We start from the raw sequence: 25,791 nt of genomic DNA on the forward strand, positions 1-25,791 counted from the left end.
CCGCCCCACCCGGCCCGGCCACGTGCCCCACCCGACCCGGTGCCCGCCTCCCCGCCCGGCCCGGTGCCTGCTGCCCCCGCCCGGCCCGGTGCCTGCTGCCCCCGCCCGGCGCCCAGCTCCCACGCCCAGCCCCGCTCGGCTCGCACCGCTGGTTGCCATCAAGCGGATCGGATCCGTGCGCGGCTTGTGCTTGTAGGCCCCGAGTGCACCCCAACAGCCGTAGGTGACAGCCAGACCAGCCAGCTGTCACCCACGGTCGAAAAAGTCGCCCCGCAACAGCCGTGAGCGACAGCCGAGCCGGCCAGCTGTCACCCACGGTCGCCACAACCGCTCCCCAACAGCCGTGAGCGACAGCCAGACCGACCAGCTGACACCACGGTCGAAAAAGTCGCTCCGTAACAGCCGTGAGCGACAGCCGATCCGGCCAGCTGTCACCCACGGTCGCAACAACCGCTCCCCAACAGCCGTAGGTGACAGCCGAACCAGCCAGCTGTCACCCACGGTCGCTACAACGGCTCCAAACCAGCCATCAGCGACAGCCGGGCCCGCTGGACCGACGCAATGACCGCTGGCCACGTCGCGCACCCCGCCCCGCGCCAGCCGCAGACCCTGAGCACCACCGCCCAGGACGCGGAAACGCCTGTGGGGCGTGACCCCGATCCGGGCCACACCCCACAGGCGTGATCTTCTGCGCGGTGCCACCACACCGCGGTCTTTCCTTACTACTACGGCCTTACCTACTACGGCCTTACCTACTGCGGCCTTACCTACTACGGCCTTACCTACTGCGGCCTTACCTACTACGGCCTTACCTACTGCGGCCTTACCTACTACGGCCTTACCTACTGCGGCCTTACCTACTGCGGAACCTACTGCGGGGACCGGCTACGGAGCTCCACGAACCGTCAGGCGACGAGGCGCCGGACGACGTAGTTGTTGCTCCAGATCTTGTGCTTGCCGACCCGGGCGCCACTGTGCGGCGAGTCGTAGATGTAGCCGTTACCGGCGTAGATGCCGGCGTGGTAACCGTACGAGCCGTTCCGGAACACGATCAGGTCGCCGACCTTCTTGTTGCTCTTGGCGACCTTCTTGCCGTACTTCTGCTGCGAGTTGGCCTTGTGCGGCAGCTTCTTGCCGGCGGCCTTCTTGTAGACGTACTTCGTGTAGCCGGAGCAGTCGAACCGCTTGGGGCCCGAAGCGCCGTACTTGTAGAGCGCACCCTTGTGCTTCTTCGCCTCCGCCAGGATCTTCGCGCCACTGGCCTTGACCGTGATCTTGGTCTTGGCCGTGGTTACCTGGTTGAAGCCGGAGCCGTTGAAGATCGTCCGGACGTAGTACGTGTTCTTCGGGGCGGCCTTGAGCGTGACCGTCCCGTTCTGGTTCCGGACCTTCTCGGTGTCCCACGTCTTCCATTTACCGCCGACGAGGCCCTGGAGCCGGACCGTGCCCTTGGCGATCTTGCCGGTACGCGGGTCGATGACCTTGACGGTCACCTTGAGGGTGGAGCCCCACTTCAGGCTCCGGGTGCTGGCCTTGGCGGACAGCTTGGGCTTGATCGTCGCGGCCGCCGCGGAGGCGACCTTGACGACCGGCGTGGTGCTGGCGGCCGCGGCGGGTGACGCGGTGACCAGCTGGCCGGCGCAGAGGCAGAGGCCCAGGGACAGTGCGACGGTGCCGGCGCCGCGGGACGTGCGGCGACGATGGCGCGAACTGTGTTCGTGCACGGTAGAGATTTCCCTCCGGCACGCCTGCGAGGTTAGCTGTCGGGTTCGGGCGGGAAGGTGTGCCCGGTCGCCGGAGCGACTTCACCCCAAGGTCCTCCCACATGTGCCGCGGAACTGCCGGCGTGGGACGGACCGGTTATGGGTCCCCCGTCCCTGCCCCCTGATGCCTTGATCGATGGTGCGGGTGTTGCTGCGGTCGCACCGTCCAGCTCGGGGCAGGGCTCGGCGTTAGCCAGGCTGGTGCGAGTCGGTGGGCTGTTGCCACCGGCCCAACCTTGCTACCTGAGTTTTCGGCCGAGCGTCAGCAGCCACCTCGTGACGCAGAGTAATTGGCACACTGTTAGGTGTCCAGTTTGTTACCGCCAGGAGACAAATGCCATCACGGTACGGGGTCGGCCGATCACGAACGGTCGAAAGTTACGGGTGAACCAGAACACACAAAAAGTCGGCGCGTCACCCGGATCGCCGGACGGAACGACGAGACCGGGCCAAACGCGGGTCGTACCTGATCTTGACCGGTCGGCAACTGGACGTAACCTTTCGGTCCGGTACCCTCGCTGGCGTGACGGACGGGAAGATGCCTCTTATCGCCAAGGTCGCGACCACCGCGTCGAAGACCGCGGCGGCGCTCTCCAGGGCCGCTGGACGCGGCGACGGTTCAGTGATCGGGGGCTGGATCGGCCTCAAGATCGACCCTGACCTCCTGGCCCACCTGTCGTCCGGCCGAGCTGTGGCGCTCGTCTCCGGGACCAACGGCAAGACCACCACGACACGGCTCACGGCGGCAGCAGTCGGCGTGCTGGGCCGGGTCGCCACCAACTCGTTCGGCGCGAACATGCCGACCGGGCACACCTCGGCACTGGCGAAAGAGGGTCACACCCCGTTCGCCGTTCTCGAGGTCGACGAGCACTACCTCGCCCAGGTGATCGAGGCCACCCGGCCCAAGGTGGTGGCGTTGCTCAACCTCTCCCGGGACCAGCTGGACCGGGCGAAGGAGGTGGCGATGATGGCGCAGCTGTGGAAGACCACGCTCGCCGGCCACCCGCAGATCAAGGTGGTGGCCAACTCCGACGACCCGATGGTGGTCTGGGCCGCGAGCAGCAGCCCGCAGGTCACCTGGTTCAGCGCCGGTCAGCGCTGGCTGGACGACTCGTTCGTCTGCCCGGAGAGCGGCCACCCGATCGAGCGCTCCGGCGGTGACTGGTGGTGCACGGGTTGCCCGCTGCGCCGCCCCCGGGCGAACTGGGTGGTCGAGGACGAAGGCGTGATCGACCCGCGCGGCGACTGGCACATGGTGAAGCTCCAGCTCCCCGGCCGGGTCAACATCGGCAACGCGGCGACCGCCCTGGCCGTTGCCGCCGAGTTCGGGGTCCGCCCGATCGAGGCGCTGCCGCGGCTGGCCCGGGTGGCGTCTATCGCCGGGCGCTACGCCCAGGTCGACCGGGACGGCCGCAACATCCGGCTGCTCCTCGCCAAGAACCCGGCCAGCTGGCTGGAGGCGTTCGACATGGCCGAGCAGGCCCCGACGTTGCTCTCCATCAACGCCCGCGATCCCGACGGCTTCGACACCTCTTGGCTGTACGACGTCGACTTCTCGCCGCTGCGCAACCGCCCGGTGCTGATCACCGGCGACCGCGCCTACGACCTGGCCGTCCGGCTCCAGGTGAACCAGGTGCCGTTCCGGCACGTACTCAGTTTCGACGAGGCGCTGCGGGCCGTACCGCCCGGCCGCCTCGAAGTGATCGCCAATTACACGGCGTTCCAGGACATCCGAGCGGAGTTGGACCGTGTCAACTGAGAGCCTCCGGATCGTGTGGATCTACCCCGATCTGCTGTCGACCTACGGCGACCGGGGCAACCTGTCGATCTTGGCCCACCGGGCGGCCGCCCGCGGCATCCCGGTGGAGACGTACGAGGTCCGCTCCGACCAGCCGATGCCCACGGCCGCCGACATCTACCTGATCGGCGGCGGCGAGGACGGCCCGCAGGCCCTCGCGGCCGAGCGCCTGATCAACGACGGCGGTCTGCACCGGGCGGTCAGCCAGGGCGCCGCGGTCCTGGCGATCTGCGCCGGATATCAACTCTTCGGCCACTCCTTCTTCGCCAAGGGTGCGAAGTGCGCCGGCCTCGGGTTGCTGGACATCTCCTCCGACCGGGGCGTCACCCGGGCGGTCGGCGAACTGCGCGGCGACATCGACCCGCGGCTCGGGCTGCCCCCGCTGACCGGTTTCGAGAACCACGGCGGCCGCACCCACCTGGGCCCGCACGCCGCGCCGCTCGCCCGGGTGACCGCCGGAGTGGGCAACGACGGGCAGACCGAGGGAGCATGGGCCGGGAAGATTCTCGGTACGTACTCGCACGGCCCGGCGCTCGCTCGCAACCCAGCGATAGCCGATCTGCTACTGCGTTGGTCAACAGGCGCGGATAGGCTTGCGCCCCTGGACGACACCTGGGCCGACCGGCTTCGGCAGGAACGGCTGGAGGCGGCGACAGCTGTCTGATCCTTGTTTCAGGAACCGACAACAGTAGGGCGGTACGCCTGCATGACCGACATCCTGATCGCCCCGCGGGGCGCAGTTCAGAACTCCGCGGACCCTCAGGACGCTCCGATCAGCTGGAAGCGCCGCCTTGTCCGGTTCGGCACTCTCGGCGCCGTCGTGGGTGCTCTCGGGGTCGCTGCCGCGACGCTGCCGCTGCGTGAGATCGGCGACAGCGTCGAGAACCTCGGCGCGGTCGCCCCGGCCGCCGTCGCGGTGGTGGGTGGGCTGCTCCTGTCGGTGCTCGTCCCGCGTACCGCGATCACGCTCCTCTGCGGCCTTCTCCTGGGCGCCGCGACGGGTGCGATCGCGGCGCTGGCCGCCGCCATCATCGCGGCCACGGCGACCTACTACGCCGGTCGCTGGGCCGGGCAGGGCGCCCTCAAGGCGAAAGCCGGCAGCCGGCTCGACCGCCTCGACGGCTGGCTGAACCGCCGCGGCCTCGCCGCCGTCCTGCTGGTCCGGTTCCTGCCTCTCGCACCGTTCGGTCTGGTCGGCTACGCCTACGGCACCACGAGCGTCTGCCGCAAGCGCTACCTGCTCGGCACCACGATCGCCGCCATCCCGTCCACCGTCACCTACGCCGTGATCGGCGCCGCGGTGGCCGCGCCGGGCTCGATGAACGCGACGACCCTGGCTCCGGCGGCAATCGGCTTCGCCATCTCCACGGCCATCGTGCTCCGCTGGCGCTACACCTCCCGCCGCGCCGCCGCCGCGGCTCCGGCCACCGCTGTCTCGGCCACCGCTGTCCCGGCCACCGCTGTCCCGGCCACCGCTGTCCCGGCCACCGCTGTCCCGGCCACCACGATGGCCGTCCCCGCCTGATCGTTTCGCGCACACCGCCCGGTCCAGCCCTCGGCTGGGCCGGGCGCAGTGCTTCCGGGCACCTTTTCGGGTACGGCCACGCCGGCCCGCTCGGGGAAAGACGGCCCGCCGCGCGAGTGCGCGACGGGCCGTCGACGGATGAGGCGGCGTAGATCAGACGACGACGGAGACCAGGCGGCCCTTGACGACGATGACCTTCTTGGGGTCGCGCCCGGCCAGGACCTCGGCGACAGCCTCCAGGGCCGCCGCGCGGACGTCGGCCTCGGCCGTGTCCGGGGAGACCTCGACGCGGCCGCGCACCTTGCCGTTGACCTGCACCGGGTAGGTGACCGAATCGGCCACCAGCTGGGCCGGGTCGGCGACCGGGAAGTCGACGTAGGCCAGCGTGCCGGCGTGGCCCAGCTTGCCCCACAGTTCCTCGGCCAGGTGCGGCGCGAACGGGGACAGCATCAGCACCAGCGGCTCGACCGCCTCGCGGGACACCGCGGGCAGCGGGGTCAGCGTGTTCGTCAGCTCGATCAGCTTGGCGATCGCGGTGTTGAACCGCAGCTCGTCCAGGTCCTCCCGGACGCCGGCGATGATCCGGTGCAGCGTCTTGCGGGTCTTCGGGTCCAGCGGCTCGTCGGTGACCCGGACGGCGCCGGTCTCCTCGTCGACCACCAGGCGCCAGACCCGCTGCAGGAAGCGCTGTGAGCCGACGACCGCGCGGGTCTCCCAGGGACGGGAGACGTCCAGCGGGCCCATCGCCATCTCGTAGACCCGGAACGTGTCGGCGCCGTACTGCTCGCACATCTCGTCGGGCGTCACCACGTTCTTCAGCGACTTGCCCATCTTGCCGTAGGAACGCGTGACTTCCTGCGAGCCGTAGAAGTACTTGCCGTCGCGTTCGACGACCTCTTCGGCCGGCACGTAGAAGCCACGGTCGTCCTGGAACGCGTACGCCTGGATGTAGCCCTGGTTGAACAGTTTCCGGAACGGCTCGAACGACGAGACGTGGCCCAGGTCGAACAGCACCTTGTGCCAGAAGCGGGCGTACAGCAGGTGCAGCACGGCGTGCTCGACGCCGCCGACGTACAGGTCGACGCCACCGCAGTCGCCCTCGGACCGCGGGCCCATCCAGTAGGCCTCGTTCGCCGGGTCGACCATCTTCTGCTGGTTCTGCGGGTCCAGGTAGCGCAGCTCGTACCAGCAGGAGCCGGCCCACTGCGGCATCGTGTTGGTCTCGCGGGTGTAGGTCTTCGGGCCGTCGCCCAGGTCCAGCTCGACCTGCACCCAGTCCTTCTTGCGGGACAGCGGCGTCTCCGGCTCGGTGTCCGCGTCCTCCGGGTCGAAGGTGCGCGGCGAGAAGTCGTCGACGTCAGGCAGCTCGACCGGCAGCATCGAGTCGGGCAGCGCGATCGGCAGACCGGTCTCGTCGTAGACGATTGGGAACGGCTCACCCCAGTACCGCTGGCGGCTGAACAGCCAGTCCCGCAGCCGGTAGGTGGTGGCACCCCGGCCCTTGCCGTTCGTCTCCAGCCACTCGATCATGGCGGCCTTGGCCTCGGCGACGCCCTTGCCGTCCAGCCAGTCGCTGTTGATCGCCGGGCCCTCGCCGGTGAAGGCGCCTTCGAAACCCTCAGGGGCGGCAACGGTACGGATGATCGGCAGCTCGAAGACCTCGGCGAAGGCCCAGTCCCGCTCGTCCTGGCCCGGCACCGCCATGATCGCGCCGGTGCCGTAACCGGCCAGCACGTAGTCGGCGATAAAGACCGGCACGCGGGCACCGTTGACCGGGTTCTCCGCGTAGGCGCCGGTGAAGACGCCGGTCTTGACCTTGCCGTCGGCGGTCCGCTCCTCGTCGGTCTTCGCGGCGGCCTCGGCCCGGTAGGCGGCGACCGCCTCGGCCGGTGTCGCGTGCCCGCCGGTCCAGACCTGCTTGGTCCCCTCCGGCCAGGCCGCCGGCACGACGGCGTCGACCAGCTCGTGCTCCGGCGCCAGCACCATGTAGGTCGCGCCGAACAGCGTGTCCGGTCGCGTGGTGAAGACCGTGATCACGCCGTCGCCGCCGACCGGGAAGTCGACGTGGGCACCCTTGCTGCGGCCGATCCAGTTGCGCTGCATCAGCTTGACCGGTTCCGGCCAGTCCAGCGTGTCCAGGTCCTCGACCAGGCGGTCCCCGTACGCGGTGATGCGCATCATCCACTGCTTCAGGCTGCGCTTGAAGACCGGGAAGTTGCCGCGCTCGGACCGGCCGTCCGGCGTGACCTCCTCGTTGGCCAGCACGGTGCCCAGGCCGGGGCACCAGTTCACCGGTGCCTCGGACACGTACGCCAGGCGGTGGTCGTCAATGACCTTGCGGCGCTCGGCGGGTGACAGGGTGGCCCACTCGGCGCCGCGCTCCCCCGCCTCGAAGGAGGCGATCAGCTCGCTGATCGGCCGTGCCTTGCGCAGCTCGGGGTCGAACCAGGAGTTGAAGACCTGCAGGAAGATCCACTGCGTCCAGCGGTAGTACTCCGGGTCGGTCGTCGAGAACGAGCGCCGGTCGTCGTAGGCCAGGCCCAGGCGGCGCAGCTGCTTCTTGTAGCGCTCGACGTTGGCGGCCGTGGTGACCGCCGGGTGGGTGCCGGTCTGCACCGCGTACTGCTCGGCGGGCAGGCCGAACGCGTCGAAGCCCATCGGGTGCAGCACGTTGTAGCCGGCCTGGCGCTGGTAGCGCGTGTAGCAGTCGGTGCCGATGTAGCCCAGCGGGTGCCCGACGTGCAGGCCGGCGCCGGACGGGTACGGGAACATGTCCTGCACGTGCAGTTTCGGCGCACCGGCGCGCGGGTGCGCGGGGTCGGCCAGCTCGCCGACCGGGTTGGGCGCGCGGAACGTGCCGTGCTCGGCCCAGAAGGCCTGCCAGCGCAGTTCGATCTCGTCAGCCAGCGCCGCGGTGTAACGGAAAGGCGGGGTCTCGGTCTCGCTCATCTTCACCATCTCGTCGGCGTCTCGTCTTGATCAAGGAGGCAGAAGGGCATAAAAAAGCCCCTCACGCAGGAGGGGGCGCCGTGCCGGCCAGTCAGGTCAGCACGGCCGGCTAAGAAGCAGAACGGACCGAGCCATGCGTTGGATGATACTCGCCGTCCGTCACACACGGCGACCGGTATACCTGCGGGTGATATGGCCCAGGCTGTCCACAGGCGACCGGTTCTGCGTCTCGAATCGGTCTCGATCAGGCCTTTCGGCGATGCGTGCGTACGGGGATAACCTGTGGGGACGGGCGGCGAGCGCCGGAGGCCCACGGCCGCTGGGCGCCCGCAACCTTCGATGCCCCTTGACGGTGGGTGATACCCACCGCGAGAGGTACACACGACTTGGAGGAGGCCCGTGACAACGCCGACCTGGGGCGAGCCAGCCGGCCCGCTGACGAGCGCCGAGTTCGCCGCCGCGACGCACGCCATCATGGCCAACATCGAGCAGGTCATCGAGGGCAAGAGCGCCACGGTGCGACTGGCACTCGCGGTGCTGCTCGCCGAGGGGCACCTGCTGATCGAGGACGTGCCGGGCGTCGGCAAGACCAAGCTCGCCAAGGCCCTGGCCCGGTCCATCGACTGTTCGGTGCGCCGCATCCAGTTCACGCCCGACCTGCTGCCCAGCGACGTCACCGGGGTCAGCGTCTACAACCAGGAGACGCGCGACTTCGAGTTCAAGCCGGGTGCGGTCTTCGCCAACCTGGTGGTCGGCGACGAGATCAACCGGGCCTCGCCGAAGACGCAGTCCGCGCTGCTCGAGTGCATGGAGGAGCGGCAGGTCACCGTCGACGGCACGACGTACGAGCTGCAGGCGCCGTTCATGGTGATCGCGACGCAGAACCCGATCGAGATGGAGGGGACCTACCCGCTGCCCGAGGCGCAGCGTGACCGGTTCACCGCCCGGATCGCAATGGGATACCCGGACCCGCGTGCCGAGCTCGCCATGCTCGGCGGGCACGGCGACCACGACCCGCTGAACGACCTGCGCGCCGTCACCGACGCCGCGATGGTCCGCCGGCTGATCGCCACGGCCCGGGACGTGCACGCCGCCGAAGCCCTCCAGCAGTACGCGATCGCTCTGGTGACCGCGACCCGGGAGGCACCGGAGATCCGCCTCGGCGCGTCGCCCCGGTCCACGCTGCAGCTGCTGCGCACCGCCAAGGCGGTGGCCGCGCTCGAGGGCCGCGACTACGTGCTCCCGGACGACCTGCAGGCGCTCGCCGTCCCGGTGCTCGCCCACCGGATCATCCCGACGGCGGACGCGCAGCTCAACCGGCGGACCACCGACGCGATCGTGTCGGAGATCGTGCACCGGCTGCCGTTGCCGCACGACCGGTCCCGCAACCCGTACGACACCCGTGACGGACGTACGCCGTACGAGTCCCGGGGGCGGTGACGATGCGGGAGGCGCTGCGGGGGCTCACCACGCGCGGCCGCTCGTTCCTGGCGGCAGCCCTCGCCGCCGCGGTCTCGGCACTGATTCTGGGCGAACGCGACCTGCTCCGGGTCGCGGTCCTGCTGGCCGCGCTCCCGCTGCTCGCCGCGTGGTATGTCGGTCGCAGCCGCTACAAACTGGCCTGCACCCGCTCGCTGGACCCGGGCCGGGCCCCGGTCGGTTCCAGCGCTCGGGTCATCCTGCGCCTGCAGAACCTGTCCCGGCTGCCCACCGGCACGATGCTGCTCGAGGACCGGCTGCCCTACGCCCTGGGCAGCCGGCCGCGGGTGGTGCTGGAACGGCTCGGGGCGCAGCAGGCCAGCTCGGTGGCGTACACGGTCCGCGCCGACGTGCGCGGGCGGTACCCGATCGGCCCGCTGATGATCCGTCTCACCGACCCGTTCGGCCTCTGCGAGCTGACCCGCTCGTTCCCCTCGGTCGACCGGCTCATCGTGATCCCGCAGGTCACCCCGCTCCCCCGGGTGCGGCTGGCCGGGGAGTACGCGGGCACCGGCGAGAGCCGCGCCCGCTCGGTGGCGGTGCACGGCGAGGACGACGCGGCCACCCGGGAGTACCGGCGCGGCGACGACCTGCGGCGGGTCCACTGGCGCTCGACCGCGCGTACCGGTGAATTGATGGTCCGCCGTGAGGAACAGCCCTGGGAGAGCCGGGCCACGGTGGTCCTGGACACCCGGCTGCACGCGCACCGCGGCGAAGGACCGACCGCCAGCTTCGAATGGGCGGTGTCGGCCGCCGCCAGCATCGCCATGCACCTGCGCGAGTCCGGTTACAAACTGCGTCTGGTCACCGGCACCGGCATGGACATCGACGCCGCCGAGGCCGGTGGGGAGGGATTGATCCTGGACACCCTGGCAGATGTGAAGCTCAGCCAGACCGGCGACATCTCGGTCCTGGTGGAGCACGTCCGCCGCCGCAACGACGGCGGCCTGGTGATCGGCCTGTTCGGCGCGCTCACGGTCGCCGAGGCGGAACTGCTGACCCAGCTGCGCGGGAACGGGGCGACCTGCCTCGGTTTCGCCCTGGACAGCTCCACCTGGGTGCCGATGAACAGCGGCGACCGGCAGGAATCCGACCGGGAACACGCGGCCGCGTCGCTCGCGCTGGTCCGCAGCGGCTGGAAGTCGGTGCCGGTCACCCACGGTGACACGCTGCCGGCCCTCTGGCCCGCGGTGGGCCGGGGATCGCAGGGCTTCGCCTACCGCGCCGCCATGGCGGAAACCGTGGGCGGGGTGATCCGATGACCGGCCGGCGTCGTCTCGGTCTGATCGCGGCGAGCGCGACACTGCTCTCCGCCGCACCGCTGTCGGCCATCTTCGACACGTGGACCTGGCTCATGGAGAGCCTGCTCACGGTCATCCTGATCGCCGGTGCGGCGGTCGCCGCCCGTACCCTGCGCTTCCCGACGTGGGCGCAGACCCTCGCGATGGTCGTCGCGCTGGTCCTCGCCCTCACCTGGATCTTCCCGAGCGGCCGGGAGATCCTGATCCCGCAGCCGGCCACGTTCTCGCACTTCGCCGACCTGATCCGGCAGGCCGGTGAGGACACCCGGTCGTACGGTGTGCCCGTCCCCGACCGGGAAGGCCTGCTCTTCGTGGCCGTCCTCGGCATCGGCGCCGTGGCGATCGTGGTGGACCTGCTGACAGCGGTGTTCCGCCGCCCGGCGCTGGCCGGGCTGCCGATGCTCGCGATCTACTCCATCCCGGTCGCGGTCTACCTGGACAGCGTGCCGGTCTTCCCGTTCATCATCGGCGCCGCCGGCTACCTGTGGCTGCTGGTCGCCGACAACGTGGACCGGGTCCGCCGCTTCGGCCGCCGCTTCACCGGTGACGGCCGCGACGTCGACGTCTGGGAACCGTCGCCGCTGGCCTCCGCCGGCCGCCGGCTCGGCGTGGTCGGCGTGCTGGTGGCGGTGCTGCTGCCCCTGGCCGTGCCGACCGTCTCCGGCGGCCTGCTGTCCCAGCTCACCCAGAGCGGCGGCGGGGTCGGCCCCGGCAACGGCGGCACCGGCAACGGGCGGATCAACCTGTTCGCGGCCCTGAGCGGCCAGCTCAACCAGAACGCCACCGTCAACCTCATCAACGTGCGCACCAACGAGAAAGAGCCGTTCTACCTGCGGTTCGGCGTGGCGGACGTGCTGAACGCGGACGGTGTCGGCCACACCCCGCCGCGGGGCGGCCCGCTCGGCGAGAGCCTGGCGAATCCGGCCGAGCAGGGCACCACCGACCGCGCCACCTTCACGCAGTACCAGGCCCAGGTCGAGGTCACCGACTCGCTGCGGCAGAACATGCTGCCGGTCTACAGCTACCCCGCCGACGTGCAGGGGCTGAAGGGCAACTGGCAGTTCGACACCGGCCAGCAGGTGGCCTACTCCGGACGGTCCACGACGGGCGGCCAGCAGTACTCGTTCGCCTATTCCCGGGCCCGCTACTCCGCCGCGCAACTGCGGACCGCCGAACCGCTGGCCGAGGACGACCCGCTGCTCCGGCAGTACACGGCGGCCCCGGCGGACGACACCGTCCAGCGGCGGGTCGCCGACCTGACCGAGGACGAGTCCACCGACTACGACAAGGTGCGGGCGATCTACGACTCGTTCTCGTCGGCGGAGGGCTTCCGCTACAGCCAGTCCACCCAGACCGACGGCAGCGCCTCCGAGATCGCGGCCTTCCTCACCAACAAGGTCGGTTACTGCCAGCAGTACGCGGCCGCGATGACGTGGATGGTGCGCGCCAGCGGCATCCCGGCGCGGGTGGCGTTCGGCTTCACCCGGGGCACCGCGCAGCAGGACGGCAGCTACCAGATCACCAACCGCAACGCGCACGCCTGGACCGAGGTCTACTTCGACGGCTTCGGCTGGGTGCCGTTCGACGCGACACCCGCCGCCAACGTCGAAGGCGCGGCCCGTTCGTCGTGGGCCCCCGACGTCGAACGCCCCGAACCCGAGGCGTCCGCGTCGACCGGCGCCGCGGCGCCCGGCACCGACTCGTCCGCCGCACCGGGCCGCGCCGAGCGCCCCGAACTGGCGAACGACGGCTCCGAGTCGTCGGTCGAGTCCGGCACGGTCCAGGAGGAAAGTTCCTGGACGCCACTGTTGATCGCCGGCGGCATCGCCCTGCTCATCGCGCTGCTGCTGGTCCCGGCCCTGCGCCGGGCCCTGGTCCGGCGCCGGCGCCACGCGGCGACGGTGGGCGCGCCGGTCACGATCTCCTCGGGTACGGGCGGAGCCGTCTCCGACATCGTCGTGACCACCGAGTCGGCCCGCGCCCGCGAGGACGCGCACGCCGCCTGGGACGAGCTGATCGACACGATGGTCGACTTCCGGGTGCCGGTGGACCCCACCGAGACCCCCCGGGTGACAGCCCAGCGCCTGGTCAAGGACAACCTGCTCACCGGCGGTCCCGCCGACGGCGCAGCCCTGCTGGGCCGCGCCGAGGAACGGGCCCGCTACGCCCGCCAGCCCATGCAGGGCGCCGAACTGACGTCAGCCCTCCGCGACGTCCGCGCCGGTCTGGCCGGCACAGCCACGTTCCGCACCAAGGCCCGGGCCACCCTGCTGCCCCCCTCGGTGCTCCTGAACTGGCGCCTGTCCCTCACCGAACAATCCACCCGAGCCGCCGAGGCCATGACCCGCCTGCGCGACGCCGCAGCACGTTTCAGCCCCCGGCGCCTCCTGAGCAGAGCCCGCTGACCCTCCGGGGGTGGGGCGCCCGAGCGGTGCCCCACCCCCGGCCTCAGCGGATTCTCGTCCAGCACCCGCTCGAGGACGCCGGGCGACCGCCACCACCCTCTGTCGTCACGCTGAGCAACCAGTTCCGCTGGTGTGGGTTGTTCGTGGACGTTCCTGCCCCCACCGTCATCCACAGACCAGCGGCACGGCCGGCTGCGCTGCAATTTTCAGCCACCCTCAGTAGCGCCTGTAGCCGCTCCCGGCCCGCCCGGCCAGCGCCGACGCCGCCGCACCCACCACGGACGCGGCCCGTTACTCACCGTCAGACCGCCTTGCAGCAGCACTCAGCGCGGGAGCACCTGGCATCGACACCGTGTAATCGCTCCCCTTACGCCCGCGTTGCGATCGGCCGGGGAGCTGATCGCCGCCGCAGCCATGGTCAGCGAGTGGCCGCCCAGCGCTCGCATGGTGAGACAGATGACCAGGGCGGTGGAAACCTGGTCGCCGGGAGTCCAGCCACACCGGAGGACCGCCGATCACGGCCGACCGCGCAGCAACCAGCGACCACGACGCGCCGAAAGCCAACCTTCCGAGCGGACGACCCTCACGACGCGCCGCATCCGGACTTCCGCGGCGCGGGCAACCCTCAGGCATTCGCGGCCGCTGTTCACCGGATCCGGCGGGCCGGCCGCCGCCCGTGCGACGAACTCTGCCCGGCTGTCACTCACGGTCGCTTCAACCACTCAGAAACAACCACCAGCGACAGCCGAACCCGCCAGCTGTCACTCACGCCCCCTCCAACCACTCAGAAACGACCACCAGCGACAGCCAGCCCTCGCCGGCTGTCACTCACGGTCGCCCCAACCACTCCGAAACAACCACCAGCGACAGCCGGCCCGCCGACCTCGATGACGACAATGCGGATGATGCCGCACTCACTGGTCGATGACCCGAGGCACCGAGCGGAGACTCACGCCGCCCCATCCGGAGCGGTGAGGCGAACGCCGCATCCAAACGTGAAGACCGCGCCACTGAGCACCGAAACGCAGCCGTCGCCACGGAGCGCGGAGGGTCCACACTCACGGACATCCACGCGGTGCCGGACCAACGAGGCGGCGCCAAGCGGCTGTCGCTTCCGCGCACCGGATCACCGGGTTCGTGTAGAAAAGGGCGGTAAGGCACTTGCACCACGGAGGAACTCCTCGACCCTGGCTCCGCAGCAGTGATAAGCCGCAACACGGGCGCCAAGACCATCGGCTGGGCTGCACGGCACGGCACGGTGGGCAGCGCCGGTTCGGGCGCGGGGCACGGCACGGTGGGGGCCCCGGCACGATGAGCGGCCCCGGCGCGATGGGCAGCCCCGGCACGATGAGCGGCCCCGGCACGATGAGCGGCCCCGGCGCGATGGGCGGCCCCGGCGCGGTGGGCGGGCAGGCGGCGCCGGCGAGGCACAGTGAGCGGCGCGGCGGGGAACCTGGGCCGGCGGGCGCGGTGGCGGGCGGCGTGGGAGTTATGGCGTCATGTGGTGGCCACTCCGGGGGCTTTCAGAGAAAGCGTTCCCGTAAGCCGCAGCACCGAAGATCAACCACGCGCGGCAGGGGCAGGGGCAGGTGGAGAGCCAGCCGCAGAGGATCGCGCTCGGGCGCGCCCGAGAAGGAAATGCCAAAAAGGAAGCTGGAGGCGCCCTGAAAGGCAGCGGAAGACGGCCTGGGAAAGCAGGCCCCGGATACAGACGCGGAAACACGACGAAGGCGGCCTGCGAAGGGCCGCCGTTCGTCGAGAGCCGGCTTAGCGATGTCCCTCCGGCCGCTGGCGCCACCGGTCCTCGAGCCGGTCGATCAGGCCGCCCCGGCGACCTCCCGACCGCGTACGCCGAGTTGCGGTGCCGCCGACCGATTTCAGGTCGGGGGCCTGGCTGCGGCGCCGCGATTGCATCGCGAAGGCCGCTGAGCCGAGCATGACGACGAATCCGGCGACGCCGAGCCACGTCGTCTGGCTCACCGTCCCGTAGACGACGAGGCCCAGACCAAGGACGATCACGAACGCGGCGATGAGGAGCCGGCGCCGTGCGTGGAAACGCGGGTCGCTGGCCCGCACAGCCGAGGCGAACTTGGGGTCCTCGGCAAGCGACCGCTCGATCTGATCGAACAGCCGCTGCTCGTGCTCCGAGAGCGGCACGGCATTCCTCCCCGGGCGCATGTCCGACCCCGAGCTCCGGGGTCGGCAGTGGTGCAGGTGTGGTGAAACGGGGCAGCCGTCGGCTGCCTTATCACGCAAGTCTACGAGCGGCTTGGCGGGTCGGAAAGCCGGACGACCGCCGAGTGCGGGTGATTTTCCGTGCCCGCAAGATTGGTTCGTCCCAAAAGACCGGCTGTACGCGATCCGAGGGGCCCACGCACCAGCACGGACCGCCCGCGGACGCCTATCGGACGATCAGTAACGGGACGGTCATCTCGGCCGCGGTGGCCGAGCCGTGGTACGCGACGAGCTGTCCCGCCTTGGCCGGCTCCCAGCCGGAGGCGACCGCCACGGCCCGGCCCTGGCAGAGCACCACCACGTCCCCGATCCGCCCGGCGTGCTCGGCCGGCACCGGACCGAACCAGCCTTCGGCGATCGCGTCGTCCCTGGTCAGCACGCGGGCGTCGGCGCCGAGCACGCCACGCCAGTTGCCGAGGACGTCGGCCTGGGCGCCGTCGGCGGCGTACAGATAACGCACCCGGGGCTCGCCCGCCACCGCGACCACCCCGTCGCTCAGCGCGGGGATCTCCGCCATGTCGTAGCGCCCGGCGGCCGGCACGTTCAGCTGGCCGTGGTCGGCGACGACGAGCAGGGCGGCGCCCGGTGGCAGGCCGTGCACGATCCGGTCGAGGATGCGGTCGACGTCGCGGGCGGCGGCCTGCCAGGTCGGTGCGTCGATGCCGTCCTCGTGGCCGAAGTGGTCGAGGTCGGGGTGGTAGCCGTAGACCAGGGCGGGGCCGGTCGCCGCGCGCAGCGCCGCCAGCATCCCGTCGGCGACGGCCGCGCCGTCGTCGGCGCCGACGTAGGTTCCGCCGCGGTTGGCGGCGAGGCTGAGCCCGCTGCCTTCGAAGGCGCTGCGGCTGACCACGGTGACCTGCACCCCGGCGGCCGCGGCGAGTTCCAGGCGGGTCGGCACCGGCTGCCAGGCGCGCGGGTCCGGGTCGTCACCCCAGGCGATGTGGGTGAGCACCCGGCCGTTGGGGCGGCGCACCGTGAACCCGAGGACGCCGTGCGCGCCCGGCGGCACCCCGGCACCGAGCGTGACCAGGCTGACCGGGGTGGTCGACGGGAAACCGGCGGTGAGCGTGCCGGCGTGGCCACGACCCCCGGCGGCGAGATCGGCGAGGACCGGCGCGTGCTTCGCGACGAGCGGCAACTGGTACGCCCCGAGCCCGTCCACCAGCAGCACGGCGACCTTGTCGACGCCGTCGAGCCGGTCGGTCAGCCCGAGGACGTCGGTGGTGCCGGGCACGCCGAGCAGCGCCGACACGCTGGGCAGCAGGTCGGCGAGGCTGCCCGTCCCGTAGGCCGGCGGGATGATCCGCAGTGCGTCCGGGTGCAGGCCGTCCTCGGGGACGTTCATGACCGGCGGGCGAACAGGTGCAGCTGGGAGGCGATGTCCCGGAACGGCGGCCGGGCGCTCAGGGCCAGTTCGAGGTCGAGCACGGCCTGCGGGTCGTTCTCCAGGACGGCGGCGGGCAGCAGGTCGGCCACCACCCGTACGCCATGGGTCTCCTCGACCGTGAGCCCCGCGGCCGTCAGCAACGCTGTCGCGCTCTCCGCGTCGAACCGGCGCAGCAGGGTGTCGCGCGGCCCGGCCCGGCCCGCCGGGTCGGTGACCAGCGCGGCGGCCGCACCCAGGTGGCCGTTGACGGCCCGGCCGAGGATGGCCGCGGCCCGGCCGGCGACGAGCAGGCTGAGCGCGCCGCCGGGCCGGAGTGCTGCCGCGATCGCCGAGGTGACCCGCTCCGGGTCGTCGACGACCTCGAGCACGGCGTGGCAGAGGATCAGGTCGGCGGCGGCCGGTTCGACGAGGGAGGCGAGGGCGTCGCCGTCGCCCTGCACGGCCCGGATCCGGCCGGCGACGCCCGCGTCACTGGCCCGGCGGGTCAGCGCGGCGAGGGCGTCGGGGCTGGCGTCGATCACGGTGACGGTGTGCCCGGCCTCGGCGAGCGGCACGGCGAACCCGCCGGTGCCGCCGCCGACGTCGAGGACGGTCAGCTCGCGGCCGCCCTGCCGGTCCAGCTCGCGGCGGAGAACGGCCCAGACGGCGGCGGTCCGGGCCGTCGCGGCCGGCCGCCCGGTGCGCGCAGAAGTTTCCACTCCGGCAGCCTAGCGACCATCAGAACTGGAACAGGACGCCCGTTGCCCGGTTCATCTCGCAGGTGTTGCCGTAGGTGTGCTCCCACCGCACGTCCCGCCCCTGCCAGACGCCTTTCAGCTGGGCGGTCACCGGCTGGTAGAGCAGGATGCACATCCGGTCGCCGCCTTCGAGCCGTGCCGGGTCGGCGTCGATCCGGCGCAGCGTGGCGCAGGCCGCCGCGCCTTCGGGGTGGCCGCCGCCGACCGGGTCGCAGGTCAGTTTGACAGCCGTCGCGTAGCCGGCCTCGGCCGTGTAACTGAGCGTCAGGTCGGCCCCGGGTTCGGCGACCGCGCGGGGCGCGGGGCGTGGTGCGGGGCCACCGCCGACGGCGGTGGCGGGTGCTGCCGGGGCCAGGAGAGCGGCTCCGGTCGCGGTCAGAGCGAGCAGTGTACGGATCATGGTGTACCCCCGGCATCGTCGGAGTGCACCCTACTCCGCGAAAGGTGCGAATCACCTGAAATCGCGGGATGCCGGTGTCACCGGCGGTGTCACCGACTCCAGCCGGTCCGCGACCAGGTTCAGCACCCCCTCCACCTTCTCCAGCCGCCCCCGGACCAGCAGCGCCGTGCTGCTCCGGGCCACCCGCCGGTACCGCAGCCAGAGCCCCGGCGAACACGTCACGTTGAGCATCCCGGTCTCGTCCTCCAGGTTCACGAACGTCACCCCGCCCGCCGTGGCCGGCCGCTGCCGGTGCGTGACGATCCCGCCGACCCGGATCCGGGTGCCCGCCGGCACCTCGCCCAGCCGGTCCACCGGGAGCGCGCCGGCCGCCTCGAACTGCTCGCGGAGAAACCGGGCCGGATGCGTCTCCGGCGACAACCCGGTCGCCCAGACGTCGGCGACCAGCACGTCCACCTCACTCATCCCGGGCAGCATCGGCGCCTCGACACCTGTCACCGTGCCGGGCAGCCGGTCCGGCTTGTCCTGGGCGGCCGCGCCGGCGGCCCAGAGCGCCTCCCGGCGGGACAGCCCGAAACTCGCGAAGGCGTCGGCGGTGGCGAGCGCCTCCAGGTGGGCGGCGGAGCATCCGGTACGCCGTGCGAGATCCGTCATCGACCGATAAGGACCATGCTCCTGGCGCTCCTTCTCGATCCTTCCGGCGAGCTCGGCCCCGATCGTGCGAATGCTGGACAGGCCCTGACGCACCGCCGGGCCGCGCAGTCCCCACGCGTGCGGAGGCTCCCCGGCCGCGGCCTTTCGCCGGGTCTCCGGCGTCGTCTCCAGCGTCGCCGCCGCCGCACTGCGGTTGATGTCCGGCCGGCGCACCTCGACACCGTGCCGCCGCGCGTCGTCCACCAGGGACTGCGGTGAGTAGAAGCCCATCGGCTGCGCGTTGAGCAACGCCGCGCAGAACGCCGCCGGGTGGTACCGCTTCAGCCACGCGCTCGCGTACACCAGGTAGGCGAAACTCATCGCGTGGCTCTCCGGGAAGCCGTAACTGGCGAACGAGGCGAGCTTGTGGAACAGGTCGTCGGCCAGCTCGCCGGTGATCCCGTTACCGGCCATCCCGTCGTACAGTCGCTTTTTGATCCTCTCCATCCGCTCCACCGACCGCTTCGCGCCCATCGCCCGCCGCAACTGATCAGCTTCGGACGGGTCGAAGCCGGCCACGTCGATCGCGAGTTGCATCAACTGTTCCTGGAAGAGTGGCACGCCCAAGGTCTTGGCCAGCGCGTTCTCCATCAGGGGATGCGGCACGGCGGGCGGCTCCAGACCGTTCTTGCGCCTGATGTACGGGTGGACCGAACCGCCCTGAATCGGTCCCGGGCGGATGAGGGCCACCTCGATCACCAGGTCGTAGAACTCCCGCGGCTTGAGCCGGGGCAGGGTGGCCATCTGGGCGCGGCTCTCCACCTGGAAGACGCCGACCGAGTCCGCCCGGCAGAGCATCTCGTAGACCTCGCCGTCGTCGAGCGGCATCGTGGCGATGTCCAGTTCGTCCTCAATCATGTCGTACGCGTAGTGCAGCGCCGACAACATCCCGAGGCCGAGCAGGTCGAACTTGACCAGGTCGACGGCGGCACAGTCGTCCTTGTCCCACTGCAGCACCGTGCGGCCCGGCATCCGGCCCCACTCCACCGGGCAGACCTCGATGATCGGCCGGTCGCAGATCACCATGCCGCCGGAGTGGATGCCCAGGTGCCGGGGGAAGTTCTGCACCTCGTTGGCGGCCGCGACGACGTGTTCCGGGATGTCCTCGGCGGCCGCCACGTCACCCCAGCGGTCGATCTGCTTGCTCCACGCGTCCTGCTGGCCCGGCGAGAAACCGAACGCCCGGGCCATGTCGCGCACCGCCGACCGCGGCCGGTACGAGATCACGTTCGCGACCTGGGCGGTGTGCTCCCGGCCGTACTTGGTGTAGACGTGCTGGATGACCTCCTCACGGCGGTCGGACTCGATGTCGACGTCGATGTCCGGCGGGCCGTCCCGTTCCGGCGCGAGGAACCGCTCGAACAGCAGGTTGTAGTGCACCGCGTCCACATTGGTGATCCACAGCGCGTAACAGACCGCGGAGTTGGCCGCCGACCCGCGGCCCTGGCAGTAGATCTTCTCGCGCCGGCAGAAGTCCACGATGTCGTAGACGACCAGGAAGTACCCGGGAAACCCCAGCTCCTCGATCATGCGAAGTTCGTACTCCAGCTGCGCGTACGCCTTCGGGTGGTGACCGCCGTACCGCTGCCGGGCGCCGCGCATGGTCAGCTCGCGCAGCCAGCTCATCTCGGTGTGCCCCGGCGGCACCGGATAGTCCGGCAGGCGCGGCGCCACCAGGTCGAGGCTGAAGGCGAGGTCCTCGCCGTACATCGCGGCGTTCGCCACGGCACCCGGGTAGTCCGCGAAACGGCGGGCCATCTCGGCACCGCTGCGCAGATGGGCCACCCCGGCCGCGGGCAGCCAGCCGTCCATGTCGTCCAGGCTGCGCCGGGCCCGGACCGCGGCCAGGGCGGTCGCGATCCGGCGACGGGACGGCGTCGCGTAGTGCACGTTCCCGGTCGCCACCACCTCCAGCCGGCGGCTCCGGGCCAGGTCGAACAGGACGTCGTTGCGGTCACCGTCGCAGGGGTCGGCGTGGTCGGTCAGTTCTACTGCCACGTTCGGGGCGCCGAAGAGGTCCACGAGCCGGTCCAGCTCGTACGCCGCCGCCTCCACACCGCCGGTCGCCAGGGCCAGCGGGACCGGGCCCTTACGACAGCCGGTCAGCACCAGCACGTGGTCCTTGAGCACCTCGGCGACCTGCTCCAGGCTGCCGTACTCCGGTTTGCCCTTCTCCCCACCGGCCAGCTGCGACTGCGAGATCACCCGGGCCAGCCGGGCATAACCCTCGTGGCCGTGCGCCAGCGTCAGCAGGTGAGCGCCCGCCGGATCGGGTTCGCCGTTCTGCGGCCGGGTCAGCCCCAGCGACAACTCCGCCCCGAAGATCGTCGGCAGGTCCAGCTCGCGCGCCGCCTGGGAGAACCGGACCACGCCGTAGAAGCCGTCGTGATCGGTCACGGCCAGTCCGGTCAGACCCAGCCGGGCCGCCTCCTCGGCCAGTTCCTCAGGGTGGCTGGCGCCGTCCAGGAAGCTGAAGTTGGTGTGGCAGTGCAGTTCCGCGTACGCCGTGGTGTTCTCTTCCCGGACCAGGCCGGGCGCCGCACGGTACGGCTCGCGCTTGCGGCTCCAGGCGGGTGAATCCCCGCCGTCGCCGTCGATCGCGAGCGGGTCGACAACCGGCGGGCCCCCGCCACTGAGTGATCGCTCCAGCTGCGACCAGGGCATCTCCGGGTTGTGGAAGCCCATCAGCTCTCCGATCCGCTTCTCTGCTCAGTCATGGATCGCGTAATCAGTCACGGATCGCGTGGTCAGTCATAGATCGCGTCGTCAGTCATAGATCGCGTGGTCAGTCATAGATCGCGTCCACCTGCCAGCGGCCCTGCGCCAGCGACAGCAGCAACGCCCGGCCGTCCTCGAGGGTCACCTGGAACCGGGCCCGGCGGCGGGCCTCCTCCGGCGCCCACCAGCGCTCGTCCACCGGCCACGGCCCGGCCCAGCCGGTGATCCCGGCCGGCGGACGTTTCTCGATGGCGATGGTCGCCGGGGCTCCGGTCAGTTCCAGGCGGGCGCTGACACCCACCGGCTCGCCGCGTTCGTCACGCACCGTCGCGGGCATCGGGTGCTGGAGGACGATCGCCGGCGACGGCCGGGGCAGGCGGCCCGGCCAGGGCGGCAGGGCGGGCTTGCCCCGGGTGGCGCGCTTCGGCCGGCCACGGTGCAACTCGATCATCGTGACGGGCTTCTCCGGCGCTTCCGCCCTCGGCGGCTCCTGCTGACTCTGCGACCCCTCCCGCACCTCGCTCGCCGGGATCTGCGGCCTCTCCCCTGCCTCGCCCGCCGGGAACTGCGGAATCTGCGGCTCCTCCCGCGCCGCCCCCTCCGGGAACTGCGGGATCGGCCGCAGGTGGGAGACCGTGGCCGTCCGGCTCTCCAGCGGCACCGTCGCGATGCCCGGGATCGGTTCGCGGAGCGCCGCAGCCGGGCGGGACTGCTCGCGCTCGTCGCCCCACGGCACCAGCCGTACCTGATCGTCCGCCGACCGCCCCCCACCCAGCACCATCGTGACCACCGAGTCCGGGCCGAGCAGCCCCTGCACGCGGCTGAAGGCCCGGTGCGCGCGGTCCCGCTCCGCGCCGGTCTCCCCCCACAGGCCGGGCTGAAGTCCGACGTGGACCAGCACGCCGTCCGGCACCAGCCGCAACCGCACCAGCCCCGCGGTGGGCCGGGCCGGGCCGCCGCGCCGGGCACCGGTCAGCCAGCCGTCGAGCTGCCAGCGCACCCGCTCGGCGATCGCGGCGGCGGTGAGCGTGCCGTCGTGCCGCCACGTCCGGTGCAGTTCCTGGCCGTCCGCGGTGATCGCCTCGATCCCCAGCCGGGTACAGGCCAGCCCATGCGCGGCCAGCCGTTCGTGCAACCGCTCGGCGAGCGCCCGCCCGGCGAACGCCGCCACGTCCACCCGTTCCAGCGGCTCGTCGTAACTCTCCTCGACCGCCACATCCAGCGGCGGCTGCCGAACCGCCAGCGGTCGATGATCGGAACCGGACGCCAGCCGATGCGCCAGGGCCCCCTCGAACCCGAACCGGGTGAGCACGTCACTCCCCGGCAACGCCGCGAACTCGCCGAGCGTCTTCACCCCGAGCCGATTCAGCAGGTCGGTCAGGTCAGGCTTCTCCAAAGCCGAGACGGGTACGGCGGACAGAAAGTCCCGTGTCCCGCCGACCTCCACAACCAGTCCCGTGCGTGCCGCAATCCCCGCCGCGAACACCCCGTCGGCGATCCCGACCTGGCATTCCACGGCACACGCCTGGGCCACCTGCTCGACGATCCGCTCGGCCGCGGCCTCCTCACCGCCGAAGTACCGGGCCGGACCGCGCGCCGCCACCGCACACGCGCCAGGCCGGACGACCTCGACACCGGCAACCACGTCCTCAATCGCCGCCACCACCGGCTCGAACGCCCGAGCATCCCGCCCCGGATCATGCTCCACCACGATCAGTTGCGGACACCGGCTTTGCGCTTCCCGCCGCCGCAACCCCCGCCGCACCCCATCCCGCCGAGCCGCTTCGGAACACGCCAGCACCCGGTTGGCCGCAAGCACCGCAACCGGCTCCTCAGCCGGCACCCCGTCCACAATCTCGGCGGCCACCACCGGCCAGTCCGGGCACCAGACCAGCAACGTCCGCAGACCCGCCTCCACTAGACCCCCTCCAGCAGAACCCCGGCCACCGGCATCCCGGCGAACTCCACCGCGGCAACCGCCGGCAACGCACCCGGCCAGGCGCTCATCAGGCCCCCTCCGGCACAGACCCGAGTTCGGCGACCAGCCGCAACCGCCCACCCGAACTCTCCGCCGCAGGCCCCCGGGCGGACGGCACCGATCCGGTCGCCGCCAAACCCCGCTCCACCGGCGCGGATCCCCCGGCAGCGGTTCCTTTGTCGGGCACGGACGCCAGCCCGGCAGCCCGTTCCGCCGGCACCGGTCCCCCACCACCGGGCCGCACCACGGCGGCAGGCGCACCTCCATCAACGGCTTCCCCGGCGGGCACGAGGATCGGCCGCCCGGTATGCCCGAAAGCCGGCGCCCCAGCGGAAACCGACGCGGCCACCGCAGCCGGCACCCCAGCCGAAACCGGCGCGGTCGTACCCAGCGCGGCCGCGCCCAGCGCGGTCGAGCCCGACGCGGTCGCGCCCGGCGCGGTCGAGCCCGGCGCGGTCGCGCCCGGCGCGGTCGAACGGATCGGGGGGATCACGGCGGAGCGCACCGTGATGCCCGGCATCCACATGGTGATCTCCCGGGGGCGGGCAGCCGCGCCCCGGCCGTGGGCCATGACGGTCACCTCGCGGCGCCGCAGCCGCCCCCGGCCGCGACCGAGGCCGTCCCATCGACCGTGGTCGACGCGCAGGGTCACGTCGGCGCCGGTCCAGTCGCCGAACGGGACGAGCACGCTGCCGCGCTGCCGCGCCCGTGCCGCCAACCGGCCGGTGATCGATGTGGAGACCGGGCCGGGGACCGCCGTGACCACGACGTCCACGCCGTCGATCAGGGCGGCGACCACGGTGGGCCAGTCGGGGCCGGGGTTCGGCACCAGGGCGAGCCGGTCGAGGGCGATGCCGCTCTCCTCGGCGGCGAGCGCACCCAGCGTGGGCAGGCCGACGACCGCGCACCAGGAACCGGACCGGGAGGCGGCGGCGAGCAGGGCCAGCATCAGCGAGGTACCGCCACCGGCCGGCGCCGTCTGCCCGGCGTCCACGGACACCGTGCTCCCCCGGCGCAGCCCCCGCCCGGGCAGCAGTCCGCTCAACTCGGGCGCGACCGGCAGCATCCGGTGCGCCCCGGCCTCGTCGGTCCCGGTAGCCACCCGGACCATCCCCGCCAGGGCGGCCGCACTGCTGATCATGCGCCCCGCCACGTCATGCCTCGCTCTGTGTTGCTCCTGCGGCTCACGACCGGACGGCACGCGAGCCGAAGTTCACCGACCCCCCGACCCCGGCGGCACCACCGGCCCGGCGGCACTCACCCGGTCACTCATCACTGGAGAAGAACTCGCCAGCCAACTCCGGTTCCGAAGCCTGGCGGTCGGCCGGAGGACAACGGCCCGATTGCCGAGCCGAAGCCGGAGCTGAAAGGACCCGGACCACCCACCCTGGAAGCCCCTCGAAAGCCCGCCGGCGGGAACCACCTGCGACGCACGCTCCGAAGTCCGCCCGAAAGGCTGTTTCGCCGAAAGCTGTCCGCCCGTGCGATCCAGCCCGCGTGGACCCGGGCCAGCCGCGTAGACCCAACCCAGCCGCGTAGATCTGGCCCAGCCGCGCGGCCCGGTCGTGGGACGCCTGGCGGGTGGGGACGCGCGGCCGCAGGGGGCCGCGTCACGCCGCCAGCGGAGGCTGGTAGGTCATGCCCAGCGAGGCCTCGGCCACGGCGACGAACTGCTCGGCGGCGCGCAGCAGGTCGTCGGCCTCGCGGGCGGTCACCACTCGTGGGATGCCGGCCTCGGCGGCGGCGCGTTTGCCGGCGCCCAGGGCGAAGTAGCCGGCCCAGTCGCTGAACTCGGGGGCCACCAGGACGAGCAGTGACCAGACGCTTGTCGCTCGGGCTCGACGGCTGGACGCCGGTGCCGGGCGGGCGCGGGCCGCGAGGACGGCGGCGGCGGCGCGCAGGGCGGCGAGGTGGGCGGCCGCGTAACGGAGGCCGTCGGGAGTCGTGTGTGTGGCCTCGATCAAGCCCGCGCGGGCGATCGACAGCAACTGGGCCGAGGAGCGGTGCGGCAGCATGTGCGCCGGGATCGCGGGCGTCTCCGCCTGGGCCGCGCCGGACGCCTGCGCCGGACCGGGAGCCGGCCGGAGCCCCGGGGCAGTAGTGCTCGCCATGGTCGTTTCTCCTCGCCTGTTCCGCATCCGACGTAATGGTCGAACCGAGTGCCGCGGAGGAAGACGCAGCGGGGTGACACGAGTGGCGGTACGCCGGGCCGGGTGCGGAGCTTCCCCACACCACACCCGGCCGGCACCGCCGGCGGGTCCGTCGCCCGCCACCGGGGGTCGGGGGCGGCGAGCGACGGCCTGCCATGTGCGGACCCGGGCCCGCGAAAACCCGGATCGCTGGTGCGGCGCTTCGCGGGCGCCACACCCGGGAGGCGAGCCGCGAAACACGCTCCCGGGTCAGAGCGAACGCTCTTTCGAACA

15 protein-coding genes, 1 pseudogene and 1 riboswitch are annotated in these 25,791 nt (G+C 71.8%); of the genes and pseudogenes, 6 read left to right on the plus strand and 10 right to left on the minus strand.

Translation table 11 applies throughout. The features are described from left to right. Nucleotides 1-905: 905 nt before the first annotated feature. On the minus strand, nt 906-1,724 hold the full coding sequence (locus LPA41_RS27205) for a C40 family peptidase (RefSeq protein ID WP_229073742.1): 819 nt from the start codon (nt 1,722-1,724) through the stop codon (nt 906-908). Nucleotides 1,725-1,730: 6 nt separating this feature from the next. After that, nucleotides 1,731-1,912: riboswitch (cyclic di-AMP (ydaO/yuaA leader) on the minus strand. Between the two features lie 389 nt (nt 1,913-2,301). Here LPA41_RS27205 and LPA41_RS27210 point away from each other — a divergent pair. From LPA41_RS27210 to LPA41_RS27220, 3 genes are read left to right on the plus strand one after another with little or no spacing between them, the layout of a single operon-like run. After that, nucleotides 2,302-3,522, plus strand: a complete 1,221-nt coding sequence (locus tag LPA41_RS27210; protein WP_229073875.1) for a Mur ligase family protein — start codon at nt 2,302-2,304, stop codon at nt 3,520-3,522. Continuing rightward, nucleotides 3,512-4,225, plus strand: a complete 714-nt coding sequence (locus LPA41_RS27215; RefSeq protein ID WP_229073743.1) for a type 1 glutamine amidotransferase — start codon at nt 3,512-3,514, stop codon at nt 4,223-4,225. Before LPA41_RS27210 ends, LPA41_RS27215 begins: the two co-directional genes overlap by 11 nt. A gap of 42 nt (nt 4,226-4,267) precedes the next feature. After that, nucleotides 4,268-5,086, plus strand: a complete 819-nt coding sequence (locus tag LPA41_RS27220) for a TVP38/TMEM64 family protein (RefSeq protein WP_229073744.1) — start codon at nt 4,268-4,270, stop codon at nt 5,084-5,086. Between the two features lie 153 nt (nt 5,087-5,239). On the opposite strand, the gene leuS is transcribed toward LPA41_RS27220, so the two are convergent. Next, the gene (gene leuS / locus LPA41_RS27225; protein ID WP_374238214.1) at nt 5,240-8,044 is read right to left on the minus strand and encodes a leucine--tRNA ligase; all 2,805 of its coding nucleotides are present in this window, start codon (nt 8,042-8,044) and stop codon (nt 5,240-5,242) included. A gap of 390 nt (nt 8,045-8,434) precedes the next feature. On the opposite strand from leuS, the gene LPA41_RS27230 reads away from it, so the two are divergent. From LPA41_RS27230 to LPA41_RS27240, 3 genes are read left to right on the plus strand one after another with little or no spacing between them, the layout of a single operon-like run. Then, nucleotides 8,435-9,475 carry an AAA family ATPase gene (locus LPA41_RS27230; protein ID WP_374238215.1) on the plus strand — a complete coding sequence of 347 codons (1,041 nt, stop codon included), beginning with the start codon at nt 8,435-8,437 and terminating at the stop codon, nt 9,473-9,475. Between the two features lie 2 nt (nt 9,476-9,477). Further along, a complete protein-coding gene (locus LPA41_RS27235; RefSeq protein WP_229073877.1) occupies nt 9,478-10,776 on the plus strand; it encodes a DUF58 domain-containing protein in 1,299 nt (432 codons plus the stop codon). Further along, nucleotides 10,773-13,220 carry a DUF3488 and transglutaminase-like domain-containing protein gene (locus tag LPA41_RS27240; protein WP_229073746.1) on the plus strand — a complete coding sequence of 816 codons (2,448 nt, stop codon included), beginning with the start codon at nt 10,773-10,775 and terminating at the stop codon, nt 13,218-13,220. Before LPA41_RS27235 ends, LPA41_RS27240 begins: the two co-directional genes overlap by 4 nt. A 1,767-nt stretch (nt 13,221-14,987) precedes the next feature. Here the strand turns inward: LPA41_RS27240 and LPA41_RS27245 are convergent. The 8 genes and pseudogenes from LPA41_RS27245 to LPA41_RS27280 form a co-directional block, all read right to left on the minus strand. After that, nucleotides 14,988-15,377: a DUF3040 domain-containing protein gene (locus LPA41_RS27245; RefSeq protein WP_229073747.1), complete on the minus strand. Its 390-nt coding sequence runs from the start codon at nt 15,375-15,377 to the stop codon at nt 14,988-14,990. Between the two features lie 244 nt (nt 15,378-15,621). Then, nucleotides 15,622-16,800: an alkaline phosphatase family protein gene (locus tag LPA41_RS27250; RefSeq protein WP_229073748.1), complete on the minus strand. Its 1,179-nt coding sequence runs from the start codon at nt 16,798-16,800 to the stop codon at nt 15,622-15,624. Beyond that, on the minus strand, nt 16,797-17,540 hold the full coding sequence (locus tag LPA41_RS27255) for a methyltransferase domain-containing protein (protein WP_229073749.1): 744 nt from the start codon (nt 17,538-17,540) through the stop codon (nt 16,797-16,799). The genes LPA41_RS27250 and LPA41_RS27255 overlap by 4 nt, the downstream gene beginning before the upstream one ends. Nucleotides 17,541-17,559: 19 nt before the next feature. After that, nucleotides 17,560-17,979 carry an SSI family serine proteinase inhibitor gene (locus tag LPA41_RS27260; RefSeq protein WP_229073750.1) on the minus strand — a complete coding sequence of 140 codons (420 nt, stop codon included), beginning with the start codon at nt 17,977-17,979 and terminating at the stop codon, nt 17,560-17,562. A 51-nt stretch (nt 17,980-18,030) separates the two neighbouring features. Further along, nucleotides 18,031-21,357, minus strand: coding sequence for an error-prone DNA polymerase (locus tag LPA41_RS27265; RefSeq protein WP_229073751.1), 3,327 nt, complete (start codon nt 21,355-21,357; stop codon nt 18,031-18,033). A gap of 100 nt (nt 21,358-21,457) precedes the next feature. After that, on the minus strand, nt 21,458-23,308 hold the full coding sequence (locus LPA41_RS27270) for a DNA polymerase Y family protein (protein ID WP_229073752.1): 1,851 nt from the start codon (nt 23,306-23,308) through the stop codon (nt 21,458-21,460). A gap of 490 nt (nt 23,309-23,798) precedes the next feature. Continuing rightward, nucleotides 23,799-24,521: pseudogene (locus LPA41_RS27275) on the minus strand (hypothetical protein); the annotation flags it as partial. A 457-nt stretch (nt 24,522-24,978) separates the two neighbouring features. After that, nucleotides 24,979-25,479 (minus strand): SAV_6107 family HEPN domain-containing protein, encoded by a 501-nt coding sequence (locus tag LPA41_RS27280; protein WP_229073753.1) that lies wholly within the window; start codon nt 25,477-25,479, stop codon nt 24,979-24,981. Nucleotides 25,480-25,791: the final 312 nt, after the last annotated feature.

Origin of the sequence: Actinoplanes sp. DH11 (assembly GCF_020873875.1) — a bacterium.
Taxonomy (GTDB): Bacteria; Actinomycetota; Actinomycetes; order Mycobacteriales; family Micromonosporaceae; genus Actinoplanes.

Coding starts and splice junctions, on each gene's coding strand:
- LPA41_RS27220 (WP_229073744.1), top strand. CDS start 4,268: ATGACCGACATCCTGATCGCCCCGCGGGGCGCAGTTCAGAACTCCGCG.
- LPA41_RS27235 (WP_229073877.1), top strand. CDS start 9,478: ATGCGGGAGGCGCTGCGGGGGCTCACCACGCGCGGCCGCTCGTTCCTG.
- LPA41_RS27265 (WP_229073751.1), bottom strand. CDS start 21,357: ATGGGCTTCCACAACCCGGAGATGCCCTGGTCGCAGCTGGAGCGATCA.
- LPA41_RS27210 (WP_229073875.1), top strand. CDS start 2,302: ATGCCTCTTATCGCCAAGGTCGCGACCACCGCGTCGAAGACCGCGGCG.
- LPA41_RS27240 (WP_229073746.1), top strand. CDS start 10,773: ATGACCGGCCGGCGTCGTCTCGGTCTGATCGCGGCGAGCGCGACACTG.
- LPA41_RS27280 (WP_229073753.1), bottom strand. CDS start 25,479: ATGGCGAGCACTACTGCCCCGGGGCTCCGGCCGGCTCCCGGTCCGGCG.
- LPA41_RS27250 (WP_229073748.1), bottom strand. CDS start 16,800: ATGAACGTCCCCGAGGACGGCCTGCACCCGGACGCACTGCGGATCATC.
- leuS (WP_374238214.1), bottom strand. CDS start 8,044: ATGGTGAAGATGAGCGAGACCGAGACCCCGCCTTTCCGTTACACCGCG.
- LPA41_RS27260 (WP_229073750.1), bottom strand. CDS start 17,979: ATGATCCGTACACTGCTCGCTCTGACCGCGACCGGAGCCGCTCTCCTG.